General features: G+C 59.2%; 6 protein-coding genes. 5 read left to right on the top strand and 1 reads right to left on the bottom strand.

The window, feature by feature from the left end; genetic code table 11:
- Position 1: 1 nt before the first annotated feature.
- On the bottom strand, positions 2-3,952 hold the full coding sequence (gene putA, locus BLU63_RS07645; protein WP_083375209.1) for a trifunctional transcriptional regulator/proline dehydrogenase/L-glutamate gamma-semialdehyde dehydrogenase: 3,951 nt from the start codon (positions 3,950-3,952) through the stop codon (positions 2-4).
- 462 nt (positions 3,953-4,414) lie between these two features.
- Between putA and putP the strand changes: the two genes are divergently transcribed.
- The 5 genes from putP (at position 4,415) to BLU63_RS07620 (ending at position 14,220) form a co-directional block, all read left to right on the top strand.
- Positions 4,415-5,899, top strand: a complete 1,485-nt coding sequence (putP, locus tag BLU63_RS07640) for a sodium/proline symporter PutP (RefSeq protein ID WP_010464334.1) — start codon at positions 4,415-4,417, stop codon at positions 5,897-5,899.
- A 360-nt stretch (positions 5,900-6,259) separates the two neighbouring features.
- Positions 6,260-8,278, top strand: a complete 2,019-nt coding sequence (locus BLU63_RS07635) for a type VI secretion system Vgr family protein (RefSeq protein WP_083375208.1) — start codon at positions 6,260-6,262, stop codon at positions 8,276-8,278.
- Complete coding sequence (locus BLU63_RS07630) at positions 8,268-9,005, top strand: DUF4123 domain-containing protein (protein WP_083375207.1); 738 nt, start codon at positions 8,268-8,270, stop codon at positions 9,003-9,005. Before BLU63_RS07635 ends, BLU63_RS07630 begins: the two co-directional genes overlap by 11 nt.
- Positions 9,005-13,804 carry an RHS repeat-associated core domain-containing protein gene (locus BLU63_RS07625; RefSeq protein ID WP_083375206.1) on the top strand — a complete coding sequence of 1,600 codons (4,800 nt, stop codon included), beginning with the start codon at positions 9,005-9,007 and terminating at the stop codon, positions 13,802-13,804. Before BLU63_RS07630 ends, BLU63_RS07625 begins: the two co-directional genes overlap by 1 nt.
- Entirely contained in the window at positions 13,801-14,220 is a 420-nt protein-coding gene (locus BLU63_RS07620) for a hypothetical protein (RefSeq protein WP_049870740.1), read from the top strand. The genes BLU63_RS07625 and BLU63_RS07620 overlap by 4 nt, the downstream gene beginning before the upstream one ends.
- Positions 14,221-14,327: the final 107 nt, after the last annotated feature.

The raw sequence follows: 14,327 nt of genomic DNA, 5'->3' as shown, positions 1-14,327 counted from the left end.
CTTAGCCGATCGTCATCAAGCTGGCATTACCACCCGCCGCAGCGGTGTTGACGCTCAACGCCCGCTCAATCACCAGACGCTCCAGCGCAATGCTGGTCTCGCCCTGCGACAGACCATGAACCCCGACAATCGCCCCGGCACGCTTGGCCACTTGCTGGCACACCGCACGCAGCTGGTCGGAATGGCCATGATGCAGAACCGCATCAAACACCACTTCGTCCTTGCTCCAGTCGGAAACAAGCTTGATTCGCGCCTGAACTTCCTTCGGCAGACGTGCGAACACCGCCTTGGTCAATTCAGCTTCCGGCCACACCGCCGAACCGCCGACAGCCAATACCGCCGCCAGCTGCGTCAGCAGATCGCCTTCGACTTCCGCCAGGCACAGCACGTGTTCACGCGGCAGGATGGCGTAGCTGTTGCGCTCGCCAGTCGGTCCAGCGAGGACACGGGTGATGCCGCTTTGCGACTGCGCCGCGAACTGCACACACAGCGTGCTCAGGTCTGCAAACGTGTTGCTGTCGGCCCACGCCTTCAGGGCGGTCAGTGGCTTGCTCATGGCATCACGCAAACGGACATCCGGTGCTGCGATGGCGTCGCCGCGAGCGAAGGATTGTTCGATGGCATCGGTAGGACGCGTCGACAGCAAACGGTACAGGTACAGCGGACCACCGGCCTTCGGGCCGGTGCCCGACAAGCCTTCGCCACCGAACGGCTGTACGCCGACCACGGCACCCACGATGTTGCGGTTTACGTAGACGTTACCGGCGTTGACGTTGTCGATCACCTTGGCGATGGTCTCGTCGATCCGGGTGTGCACACCCAGCGTCAGGCCATAGCCGGAAGCGTTGATCTGACCAATCAGTTGATCGATGTCTTTGCGCTTGTAGCGAACCACGTGCAGCACCGGACCGAAGATCTCACGTTGCAGCTCATCGAAGCTTTCCAGTTCGATCAGCGTTGGCATCACGAATGTGCCGCGTTTTACTTCCTCGCTGTTGGCGATGGCCACCTGATACACGTTGCGACCTTTGTCGCGCATGGCCTGGATGTGCTTCTCGATGCCGGCCTTGGCTTCGGCGTCGATCACCGGGCCAATGTCCACGGACAGGCGCTCAGGGTTGCCGAGACGGCATTCAGCCATGGCGCCCTTGAGCATTTCGATCACACGGTCAGCGGAATCTTCCTGCAGGCACAGCACGCGCAGGGCCGAGCAACGTTGACCGGCGCTGTCGAAAGCCGACGACACCACATCGATCACCACCTGTTCGGTCAGTGCCGAAGAGTCGACGATCATCGCGTTCTGGCCACCGGTTTCGGCGATCAGCGGAATCGGACGACCCTGTGCATCCAGGCGACCGGCGACATTGCGTTGCAGCAAACGAGCGACTTCGGTGGAGCCAGTGAACATCACGCCTTTGACCCGATCGTCGCCGACCAGACGGGCGCCGACGGTTTCGCCACGGCCCGGCAGCAGTTGCAGCACGCCTTCCGGAATCCCGGCTTCGAGCAGCAAGCGCACGGCTTGAGCCGCTACCAGCGGGGTTTGTTCCGCAGGCTTGGCCAATACCGGGTTGCCCGCGGCCAGTGCAGCAGCTACCTGGCCACTGAAGATTGCCAGCGGGAAGTTCCACGGGCTGATGCAGACCACCGGACCCAATGGGCGGTGGGCGTCGTTGGTGAAATCGTTACGCGCCTGCACCGCGTAATAACGCAGGAAGTCCACGGCTTCACGCACTTCGGCGATGGCGTTGGCGAAGGTCTTGCCGGCTTCGCGAGCCAGCAAGCCCATCAGCGGCTGGATCTCGCCTTCCATCAAATCGGCGGCACGTTCCAGAATCGCAGCGCGTTCGGCGGGCGGAGTGGCCTGCCAGATCGGTGCAGCCTTCAGGGCGCACTGGATCGCGTTGTCGACGTCTTCGACGGTTGCTTCCTGTACGTGGCCGACGACGTCACGCAGATCCGACGGGTTCAGCACCGGAGCCGGGGTTTCAGTGCTGGACGCGCAACCTAGCATCGGCGCGGCTTTCCAGTGATTGTGAGCGGTGGCCAGCAAAGCACAGGACAGCGAAGCCAGACGATGTTCGTTGGCCATGTCGATGCCGCTGGAGTTGGCGCGCTCGGCACCATAAAGATCACGCGGCAGCGGGATACGCGGGTGCGGCAGGCCGAAGCCGCCTTCCAGCGTCGCCATCTGCTCGATGCTGGCCACTGGATCGGCCACCAGCTCCTGAATCGAAATGGATTGGTCGGCGATGCGGTTGACGAACGAAGTGTTCGCGCCGTTTTCCAGCAGACGACGCACCAGATACGCCAACAGCGTTTCGTGAGTACCGACCGGGGCGTACACGCGGCACGGGCGATTCAACTTGCCTTCGGAAACTTTGCCTACAACCTGTTCGTACAGCGGTTCACCCATGCCGTGCAGGCACTGGAACTCGTACTGACCCGGGTAATAGTTCTGACCGGCAATATGGTAAATAGCCGACAGGGTGTGGGCGTTGTGCGTGGCGAACTGCGGGTAGATGACTTCCGGCACCGACAGCAGCTTGCGTGCGCAAGCGATGTAGGAAACGTCGGTGTACACCTTGCGGGTGTAGACCGGATAGCCTTCCAGGCCCTCGACCTGGGCGCGCTTGATTTCGCTGTCCCAGTACGCGCCTTTTACCAGGCGGATCATCAGGCGATGACGGCTGCGACGAGCCAGGTCGATCACGTAGTCGATCACATACGGGCAACGCTTCTGATAAGCCTGGATCACGAAACCGATGCCGTTCCAGCCGGTCAGTTGTGGCTCGAAGCACAGGCGCTCCAGCAGATCCAGCGACAGTTCGAGGCGGTCGGCTTCTTCGGCGTCGATGTTCAGGCCGATGTCGTATTGCTTGGCCAGCAGGGTCAGCGACAGCAGGCGCGGGTACAGCTCGTCCATCACGCGCTCATACTGCGCACGGCTGTAACGCGGGTGCAGTGCCGAGAGCTTGATGGAAATGCCAGGGCCTTCATAAATCCCACGACCGTGGGAGGCTTTGCCGATCGAGTGTATGGCTTGTTCGTACGAAGCCAGGTATTTCTGGGCATCGTGCTCGGTGAGTGCGGCTTCACCCAGCATGTCGTAGGAATAGCGGAAACCCTTGGCTTCGAACTTGCTCGCATTGGCCAGGGCTTCGGCGATGGTTTCGCCGGTGACGAACTGCTCGCCCATCAGGCGCATGGCCATGTCGACGCCCTTGCGGATCATCGGCTCGCCGCTCTTGCCGATGATGCGGCTCAAGGAGGAAGTCAGGCCCGCTTCATTGTGGGTGGCGACCAGTTTGCCGGTCAGCAACAAGCCCCAGGTCGCGGCGTTGACGAACAGCGACGGGCTGTTGCCCAAGTGCGGGTGCCAGTTGCCGGTGCTGATCTTGTCGCGGATCAGCGCGTCACGGGTGCCTTTGTCCGGGATGCGCAGCAGCGCTTCGGCGAGGCACATCAGCGCGACGCCTTCCTGAGACGACAGGGAAAATTCCTGCAACAGCCCCTGAACAATTCCGGCACGGCCGCCGGCGCTCTTCTGATTGCGCAGTTTTTCGGCGATCGAGGAGGCGAGCTTGTTAGTGGCTTCGGCCATCGCAGCCGGCAGACGCGCCTGCTCGATCAGCATCGGCACCATTTCAGGTTCCGGGCGACGGTAAGCGGCAGTGATCGAGGCGCGCAGCACCGATTGCGGCAGGATGCTTTCGGCAAATTCGAGGAAGCACTGGTGGGCGTGATCCAGAGGCGCATCGACGGCTTCGTCGGAATCCTTGGTCAAACCGCTCAGCTCGGTCAGGGTTGCACCACCCTCGAGTTTTTCCAGGTAATTGAAAATTGCCTGCTTGATCAGCCAGTGCGGCGTGCGATCAATCGAGGTCGCGGCCGCCTTGAGGCGCTCGCGGGTCGGGTCGTCAAGTTTGACCCCAAGGGTGGTGGTAGCCATATTTTTATCCTCATGTTTGCCACGACCGCGTGGCATCAGCTGGCCGCAAGATTAGCTGGGCAACCTTTGAGGTGCAACCGGGTGCAACCCTTTTTTTGTCGGAATAATAAGCAGCTCGTCAGGAAATAAATTCCGGAACGAACGTACCGCGCTGACTTGGTGCTTTTCATTCTAGTAAACCGTCAGGACTGCCCTAAAAGGGAGCAAAAACAGAGGTTTTTCAGGTAAATCCGACTAGGTGCAACTTATTCTCGAAAAATGGGTTGCACCTTATTTGCTTTGTTGAATAGCATTCGCGGCCAAGGTGCAACCGGTCATAAAAGACTGGTGTACCGGCTGATGGCTTTCCTGGGGAAACATCAGTCATAAATGCGCGGGACCTGAAATCGTCTGTCAAACGTCGTCGTTTGCGCGCGGTTCACCAGCCGCCGCTACATAAAAACAAAGCCAGGGCGAAACTTAATGAGCGTAAGCAATCCAACTCTGATCACGTTCGTGATCTACATCGCAGCAATGGTGCTGATCGGCTTCATGGCCTATCGCTCCACCAACAACCTTTCTGACTACATTCTGGGCGGTCGTAGCCTGGGCAGCGTCGTGACGGCTTTGTCCGCTGGCGCCTCCGACATGAGCGGCTGGTTGTTGATGGGCCTGCCGGGCGCCATCTACATGTCCGGTCTGTCCGAAAGCTGGATCGCCATCGGCCTGATCATCGGTGCTTACCTGAACTGGCTGTTTGTCGCCGGTCGTCTGCGCGTGCAGACTGAGCACAACGGCGATGCACTGACCCTGCCGGATTACTTCTCCAGCCGTTTCGAAGACAAAAGCGGCCTGCTGCGGATCATTTCCGCCGTCGTGATCCTGGTGTTCTTCACCATCTACTGCGCTTCCGGCATTGTGGCCGGCGCCCGTCTGTTCGAAAGCACCTTCGGCATGTCCTACGAGACCGCGCTGTGGGCCGGTGCTGCGGCGACGATTGCCTACACCTTCGTCGGCGGTTTCCTGGCCGTGAGCTGGACGGACACCGTACAAGCCACGCTGATGATCTTCGCCCTGTTGCTGACCCCGATCATCGTGCTGCTGGCCACCGGCGGCGTCGACACCACGTTCCTGGCCATCGAAGCGCAGGATCCAAGCAACTTCGACATGCTGAAAAACACCACCTTCATCGGTATCATCTCGCTGATGGGCTGGGGCCTGGGCTACTTCGGCCAGCCGCACATCCTCGCGCGTTTCATGGCGGCGGATTCGGTCAAGTCGATCGCCAAGGCACGTCGCATTTCCATGGCCTGGATGATCCTGTGCCTGGGCGGCACCGTCGCTGTAGGTTTCTTCGGTATCGCTTACTTCTCGGCACACCCCGAGCTGGCCGGCCCTGTGACCGAAAACCCAGAGCGCGTGTTCATCGAACTGGCGAAAATCCTGTTCAACCCATGGGTTGCCGGTGTCCTGCTGTCGGCCATTCTGGCTGCGGTCATGAGCACCTTGAGCTGCCAACTGTTGGTGTGCTCGAGCGCCCTGACCGAAGACTTCTACAAAACCTTCCTGCGTAAAACCGCTTCCCAGGTTGAATTGGTCTGGGTCGGCCGCGCCATGGTGCTGCTGGTTGCCCTGATCGCCATCGCGTTGGCCGCTAACCCGGAAAACCGCGTATTGGGTCTGGTCAGCTACGCCTGGGCCGGTTTCGGTGCTGCGTTCGGTCCGGTGGTCCTGATCTCCGTGATCTGGAAAGACATGACCCGCAACGGCGCACTGGCCGGCATCCTGGTCGGCGCGATCACCGTGATCGTCTGGAAGCACTTCGAACTGCTGGGCCTGTACGAAATCATCCCGGGCTTCATCTTCGCCAGCCTGGCCATCTACATCGTCAGCAAGCTGGGCGCGCCAACTCAGGGCATGCTTCAGCGTTTCGCCGCTGCCGAGGCTGATTTCCGCCTGAACAAGTGATAGGGATGAGCTAAGGCTCTGAGCTTTCGCCGAACATGAAAACGGCCCGCTTCCTTTTGGAGGCGGGCCGTTTTTTTGTCTGCGGGAAAAGATTGGGTGTTTTTTATGGCCCTTTCGCGGGCAAGCCTCGCTCCTACAGGGTTGGCGATTCGCCACAAAACTGTAGGAGCGAGGCTTGCCCGCGAAGAGGTCATCAGATGCAACACACTACTTTGCAGAGAATGTCTGTAGCCAAACATCCCAATTCTTGAAGGACAAATCCCTAAAAAAGTAGGGCAAATCTGATTTTCCTGTCCCTTCCTCAACACCCCTTGTCGCTCATGCAGAATCGCCCGCCCTCATTCTGCAGAGACACATCGGATGTTCGCTCCTGCCAATCAACCGCGTTTCACGTTGACGATCGACGGCGTCCAGATTGAGCTCAAGGTGCTTGAGTTCACAGGCACGGAAGCCATCAGCCAACCCTACCGCTTCGATCTGGAACTGGTCAGCGACCGGCCAGACATCGAGCTCGAAAACCTGCTGCATCGTCAGGCGTTTCTGAGTTTCGATGCACAAGGTTCTGGCGTACACGGTCAGATCTTTCGCGTCGGTCAAAGCGATTCCGGGAAACGTCTGACGGGCTATCAAATCAGTCTCGTACCGCGACTGGCCTACCTCGGTCAGCGCATCAACCAGCGGATTTTCCAGCACCAAAGCGTGCCAGCGATCATCGCGCAGGTCCTCAAGGACCATGGCATCCAGCGCGATGCCTTCGAGTTCCGGCTCGGCAGCGACTACTCACCGCGCGAATACTGCGTGCAATACACCGAAAGCGACCTCGCGTTTATCCAGCGCCTGTGTGCCGAGATCGGCATTCATTACCACTTCCAGCACAGCCCCGACGGACATCTGCTGGTGTTTGGCGATGATCAGACAGTATTCCCGCGCCTGCCTGAGCCGACGCTGTACTTGCCGGGCAGTGGCATGGCGGCGGACGCGCCGGCCATCAAGCGTTTCAACGTGCGTCTGGAGACCCGCACCACGGCGGTCACCCGTCGCGATTACGACTTCCAGAAACCGCGTCTCTCCCTGGAAAACCGGGTCGACAGCGAACAGCGTCCGGTGCTGGAGGATTACCACTTTCCCGGCCAATTCACTGACCGCGAGCATGGCAAACAGCTGACACAGCGAGCGCTGGAACGGCACAACGCAGACTTCCGTCAGGCCGAAGGTCGTGGCGACGATTCTGCCTTGGTCAGCGGACATTTCCTGCACCTCGCCGAGCACCCGCGTCAGGCGTGGAACGACCTGTGGCTGATCACTGAAATCGAACACCGTGGCCGACAGCCGCAAGTGCTGGAGGAGTCGGCCACCAGTGATGACCCGGATGATTTCCAGGGTTATCGCAATACCTTTCTGGCGACGCCGTGGGATGTTTCGTTTCGTCCACCACTGGGGCCGGAAAAACCACGGATGCTCGGCTACCAACCTGCCGTGGTCACCGGTCCTGTCGACAGCGAAATCCATTGCGATGAGTTCGGCCGGGTAAAGGTCCAGCTCGCTTGGGACCGCGACGGTCAGCTCAATGAGCATTCCAGTTGCTGGTTGCGGGTCGCCACGGGCTGGGCCCACGACCATTACGGCAGCGTGCTGATCCCACGAGTGGGCATGGAAGTGCTGGTGGGTTTCATCGACGCCGATGCCGACAAACCGCTGGTGATGGGGTGCCTGCCCAACGCCGCAACACCGGTGCCGCTGGATCTGCCCGCCGACAAGACCCGCAGCATTTTCCGCAGCCAAAGTAGTCCGGGCGGCGGCGGTTACAACGAATTGCGCATCGAGGATCGCAAAGGCGCCGAGGAAATCTACCTGCGCGCCCAGCGAAACTGGACCCAGCACGTGTTGAATGATCAGCAGGTGCAGGTCGATAACCAGCGCAGCATCGTCGTCACGGGGACCGCTCGCCATGAGCTGAAGGCTGACGAGCAACGCATCACCCACGGCCAGCGCCAGGCCGAAGTGAAGCTCGACGATCACTTGCTGGTGATGGGCGACCGGCACATCCGCGTGTCCAGTCAGGCGCTCAACGCCAGTCAGCAATTTCACGTCAGCGCCGGTCAGCAAGTGGTGATCGACGGCGGTGCCAGCGTGACGATTCAGGCGGGCGGGCAGTGGATCAACATCGGTCCTGGCGGGATTTTCAGCAGCGTTCCGATTCAGGTCGGGGGCGCGTTGATGCCGTCTATGGCCGCTACGCCCGTGTCGCCGAATACACCGTTGAAACTCGTCGCCGCCCCAGCCGCCCTGCTGAGCGCCGCGCAGATCATGAACCTGCAAAGCGACGCGCCGTTCTGTGAAGAATGCGAGCGCTGCAAGGACGGTGTCTGTGCCGCCTGATCGCATGTCACCCCACGACTGGCTGGAACGCCAACCGCTCAAACCCGGACAGCAGTTGTTCGCGATTTTCGGCAACGCCAGTGCGTCGCAGCCGATGAAAGCCTGGCAGCTCTCGACCCCGGCCCAAGCACCGAGCCCGATCTGGGCCGACACCACCTATGCCGAGTGGGAACCGGTGATGCCCTATGTAGGAATCGTTCCCGCAAGCAGTGAGTTTCTTCAGTGGGTCGCCACGACCGAGTCCCGTGACTGGGGTTGGCTGGCGGTTTCTTCTGCGTCTCAAGAAGCGCTGGTCGAACATCTGCGCAGCCTTACACAAGTGCTTTTGCCCAACGGCAGGGCGGTGTTTTTTCGGTTCTGGGATGGGCGTTATTTGCTGCCGATTCTTCAGTCTGCCGACGTGAACCCAACGCAATTAATGCCTGTGCTTGACCGCTGTTTGATCAATGGGCAGCCGCTCGATATCGGCGGTAGCGCATTGAAAGTCTCCAGGGTTTTTCCATGGTGGGAAGTGTCCGAATCGCTGCTCGACGACCTCGCCGCCGAGTCCGCGACAACCCGGATCAACAACTTGATGAAGTGGTTGAGCGAAGACCGTCCTGATCTTTTTGAGGCGTTTTCGGCGCGTGTATTGCGGCACAAGGTCGCGACCTTTCTGAAGACGCCGGACCTGCCTCAAGCACCGAAACAAGCCTTGGCGGATTACCTGATGGCGGAGCGGAACTGATGGACCAGATTGTGCGGATCGAGCAGGAGCTCGACGGTTTTAAAGACACGTTGGTTTTGTATCGCGAGCAGCTCGGCAGTTTCTTGAGTCGGAATGCGGACAAGATCAGCCGGTCGATGGACATGCCTTCGCTGATGGGCATGGAGCGGCTGATAAAGCTTGGCGATTCGACGACAGCGGTGAGCAGTCGCGACGATGATTTTCTCTCGGGTTTGGCACAGTGTCCTGCGAACGGAATTCTGGAGATCGAGAGCAAGTTTGAATCGGTTTATGACATCCCGCTGGGGAATATTCAGGTCGATGTGATCGCCATGGACGGGGGTGAGAGCACCGCGGTCCCGCTCGACGAAAACGGCAAGGGACAGTTCGAAGGCACGCCTGGCAAGTTCTATCGCGTTCATGTCCAGAGTGACGTTTCATCGGATCAAATTGAAGACCTGTTCTCCTCTTACGATGGCCTGACCCAAGAACTGGACAGTTGGCTGCGCAACGAGTGGGAAGGGTTCAAGCCGCAATGGTCGCAGTCGACATTTGCGGCCGCCGGTAATGGAATACTCGCGGGAAGTTGGGAGGCGATTACCGGTACCTGGGACAGCATCAGCCTGCTCTCGGACATTCTCCAGGATCCCCGAAAGTTCGTTGGCCGCTTGGGCGATGGGGCCGACAAGCTTGCCGAACTGGCAGAGAAACTCCCGGCAACAATGGAAAAGGTCCAGCTGCTGGTCAGCGATGAAGCGGCCCTTTGTCTGTTGCTGCGCACGGCAAGCCTCTGGCTGGAGATGCTGCCCCCCAGTGAAATCGCCGGCAAAACTGCCGAAGCGCTTTCAACCGTGGTGGTGCAACTGCTCATCGATATTCTGATCGGGCTTGTTCTGACTTTTGCGGGCGCAGGCGCAGGCGTTGCCTATTTGGGGATGCGCCTTGCCAACTACGGCGCCCGAATCGTCGACGCTGTTGTGGGCTTCGTCAAAGCCATCTTCAACATCATTAACAGCTTCATTACCTACGTTGACCGCTACAAAAAAGTGGCCGCACGCGGTGTAGCGGCAGGCCTAAAAAAAGGCCGCATGCAACTGCGCTGGGACGCCAAACGCAACACCACACTCAAACAAAACGAACACCACGACAACGTCCCGGATCAGGCGAAAAACCCCAACGGCGACAGTGCCGATTCCGTCGATAAAACCGCCACCAACAAATGCCCGGTGTCGATGGTTACCGGCGAAGAACTGCTGACCCTCATCGACGGTTCGCTGGACGGCATTCTGCCGTTCGACTTTGTCAGGCTCTATCGCACCAGCGCCGCCGAGATTGATTGCGGCTTGGGCTTCGGCTGGAGCCACTCGCTCTCCCATCGACTGGAAGTCGACGGCGACACCGTCGTCTGGATCGACCACGAGAACCGTCGCACCACGTTCCCGCTGCCGTCCGCTGAACGCCCGGCGATTCATAACAGCCTGTCGCGCGCCGCGATTTACGTTGGCAATGAACCCGAAGAATTGATCCTCGCCGTCGCCGGCGACGAGTCACGTTTCTACCATTTTCGTAATGGTTTTCTCACAGCGATCAGCGACCGATACGACAACCGCCTGCGCATAACCCGCGATCGTCAGGGCCGCATTCGGCGCCTCGACAACGGTGCCGGCCGCGCCTTGTTATTGCGTTATGAATGCAGTCACTTGGTTGCCGTGGATTATCAGGTTTTCGCCCCGGCCCAAACCCTGGACGAAGCCTGGCAGACCGAGCAAACACTGGTCGGTTACCGCTACGACGAACGCGGTCGACTCATCGAGGCCACCAATGCCGCCGGCGAAAGCGAGCGATACGACTACGACGATCAGCACGTCATTCTCCAGCGGCAATTGGCCGGTGGGGCGAGTTTCTTCTGGGAGTGGGAAAGGTCCGGCAAGGCCGCCCGATGCATCCGCCACTGGGCGTCGTTTGCGCAGATGGACGCGCGGTATACCTGGCATGACCAGGGCAGCGTCACCGTCCACAACATCGACGGCAGCGAAGAGGTTTATGTCCACGACGACCAGGCGCGGCTGGTGCGCAAGGTCGAACTGGATGGCGGCGAACACCTCAAGGCCTACGACGACCAGGGGCGGCTGATTGCCGAGCAGGATCCCCTCGGCGCGGTCACCGAATACCGCTACGACGAAGTCGGACGCTTGGTGGCGCTGATTCCGCCAGAAGATGAGCCTACGGCCTACGAGTATCGCAACGGTTTCCTGCACGCACGCTATCGCGGCAAAGCGGTGTGGAAGTATCAGCGCAATGCGCAGGGGGATGTCACCGAAGCGACCGATCCCGATGGCCATGTCACCCACTATCACTACGACGAAAAAGGTCAGCTGCTGTCGATCCGCTACCCGGACAACAGTCGGCATGTGTTCGTCTGGAATGGCTTGGGGCAACTGGTCGAAGAGACGCTGCCGGACGGTGGCGTACGGCGGTTTTTCTACGATGCGCTCGGGCGGCAGATTACCCGTCAAGACGAAAACGGAGCGGTCACGAAGTCGCTATGGGACGCTGTTGGCCGACTGATCCAGACGATTCTTCCTACCGGTGCCAGTCGCGCCTACAGCTACAACGCCTACGGAAAAATCACCGCCGAACGCGACGAACTCGGCCGCGTCACCCGCTACGAATACCTCGACGACCTGCACCTGGTCAGCCGCCGCCTCAATGCGGACGGCACCCAGCTGAAGTACCGCTACGACAACGCGCAGCTGTTGCTCACGGAAATCGAAAACGAATCCGGCGAAAAATATCAGTTGGCCTACACCCCCGGCGGATTGATCCGACAGGAAACCGGCTTCGACGGCCGACGCACGGCGTATGCCTACGACCTCAACGGCCATCTGCTGGAGAAAACCGAGTTTGGCGACGATGGTTCGCAGCTCGCCACCGCCTATGAACGAGACTCGGCAGGGCGCTTGCTGGTCAAAACGCTGCCCGACGGCGTCAAGGTCGAATACCGCTACGACAGCCTCGGTCGACTGATTGGCGTCGATGACGGGCACGAGCATCCGCTGGAATTCGAGTACGACCAACAGGATCGGCTGATCACCGAGCATCAGGGTTGGGGCACGCTGCGTTATGGCTACGATGCCTGCGGCCAACTCAATCGCCTGCGCCTGCCGGACGGCAGCAAACTCGATTATCACCACGCCAAGGGCGGCGCACTGACCGCCATCGATCTCAACGGCGCAAGGCTTTCCAGCCACCAATTTGCGTTTGGTCGCGAGCAGCAACGTCAGCAAGGCCAACTGCTCAGCGAATATGCCTACGACGATCAAGGCCGCTTGAAGGCCCACGCTGTCAGACAGCAGCACCAAACGCTGTATCGCCGCGACTATGCCTACAGCGCCAACGGCAATCTCGACAGTATCGCCGACACCCGTCACGGCCAGCGCAACTACCAATACGACCCGCTCAACCGCCTGACCCGCGTCCGTCACACCCGCGACGACCCGGCGGAAAGCTTCGCCCACGACCCGGCCGGCAACCTGCTGATGCAGGATCGGCCTGGCTTGGCGACCGTTAAAGGCAATCGCCTGCTGATGCAGGGCGACCGCCATTACGACTACGACGCCTTCGGCAACCTGATCCGCGAACGCCGCGGCACCGCGCAAAAACTGGTCACCGAATACCGCTACGACTGCCAGCACCGATTGCTCGGCGTCACCACCCCGGACGGTCGCACCGCCAGTTACCGCTACGACGCCTTCGGCCGCCGCATCGCCAAAACCGTCGACGGCAAAACCACCGAGCTCTTCTGGCAAGGCGACAACCTCATCGCCGAAAGCAGCCGCGAACACTACCGCAGCTACGTCTACGAACCCGGCAGCTTCCGCCCGCTGGCGATGCTCGACGGCAAAGGCCCACGCAAAGCCTGCCCGTTCTACTACCAACTCGACCACCTCGGCACACCGCAGGAACTGACCGATTTTGGTGGCGAAATTGTCTGGTCGGCGAAGTACAACGCCTACGGCAAAGTCACTCGCCAGACGTTCGGCGGGGGCGAGCAGCTTGAGCAACCGTTGCGGTTTCAGGGGCAGTACTTTGATGCGGAGAGCGGTCTGCACTACAACCGGCATCGGTACTATGATCCAGAGGTTGGACGGTATCTGACGCCGGACCCGGTGAAGTTGGCGGGTGGGCTGAACCAGTATCAGTACACGCCGAATCCGACGGGGTGGGTTGATCCGTTGGGGTTGAGCGGGAATTGCCCGCCGCCGAATAAGCCTGGGTGTGGGGCGCCGGATGATACGGCTGGCGTTAGGGTTGATGAGGGTGAGCCGGCGCTGCCGAAGCTGACAGGTGATCAGCGGAGGGCGCGGATTGATGACCTTGCGGAGGCGAATGCGAAGCGGCGTGTTGAGGAAATGGAAAAAAAATATGACATGCACACGGTTAAAAAACACAGTTCAGAAATACCGGACCAAGCGCTCAAACAACGAGCAGATAATGGGGCCGACCCTCATACCGGTGAAGTTCCGAAAGGCGCTAGAGGGAACTCGAGCTCTCAATTCAGAAACTGGCGTATGCATTTGGGGGCATTGAATAAAGCTATGACAAGGGAAGCGTTAGGTTTGAGCCCGCATACAGGGAAGGACCAACATAAGAATCCGATCGTAAGGATGGAGCTTCCTGGGGCCGGGCGTGGTTATAAACCGAACAAGAAAGACGCTCGTAACCCAACACTAAATGAAGACCTGAATTGGTTTGAAGTTAAGTTCGATAAGGATAATGTGCTACGGCCTTTTACTGGTTTTCCTTCGGAGAGAAAATGATGTTGCGAGATCCATTTTTAAATGAAGAGTTTCAACCCGATTTGATGTGGTTTATTGGCGTCTTTGATGTTTATGATCGTGAGGAAACTCGGGGCGCGGAACTGGAAGTATTTGATCCTAATGATCGCTTTGACAGAGCGGAGCTGATCAAAAGATACAGCTTGAATCTAGGTTATCTGTCGTATAGACATAAGTTCGTGCTCATGGGTTTTCTAGCGGAAAAGTTAAGCGATGCGTCTTATGATTTTCAGAGTTTGTTTGATATAGATGAAGAAGATGCAGGTAGTTGGCCGCGTGGTGAGTGGTATGCATTGGAGGATCCCCGTGGATTTCTTCAAGATGTCTATATGTTGGCTCAGGAGGCATGGAAGGAAGATCTTCTTTTGGCGAGTCTTGAAGATCGGGACAGTTGGTGATGGATAAGGTGGTGCCTGTCAGTCTGGGCTCCCACGCGTCGGGATTCTCAAGAGTAATAAATAAATTCGTCCCCTTTATGCTTAGGTTATGAATGAGGTGGAAACGA

The organism is Pseudomonas mandelii, assembly GCF_900106065.1.
In the GTDB taxonomy this organism is placed as follows: Bacteria; Pseudomonadota; Gammaproteobacteria; order Pseudomonadales; family Pseudomonadaceae; genus Aquipseudomonas; species Aquipseudomonas mandelii.
The sequence above is the reverse complement of the archived record's forward strand: the minus strand, read 5'-3'. Positions and strand labels throughout refer to the sequence as shown.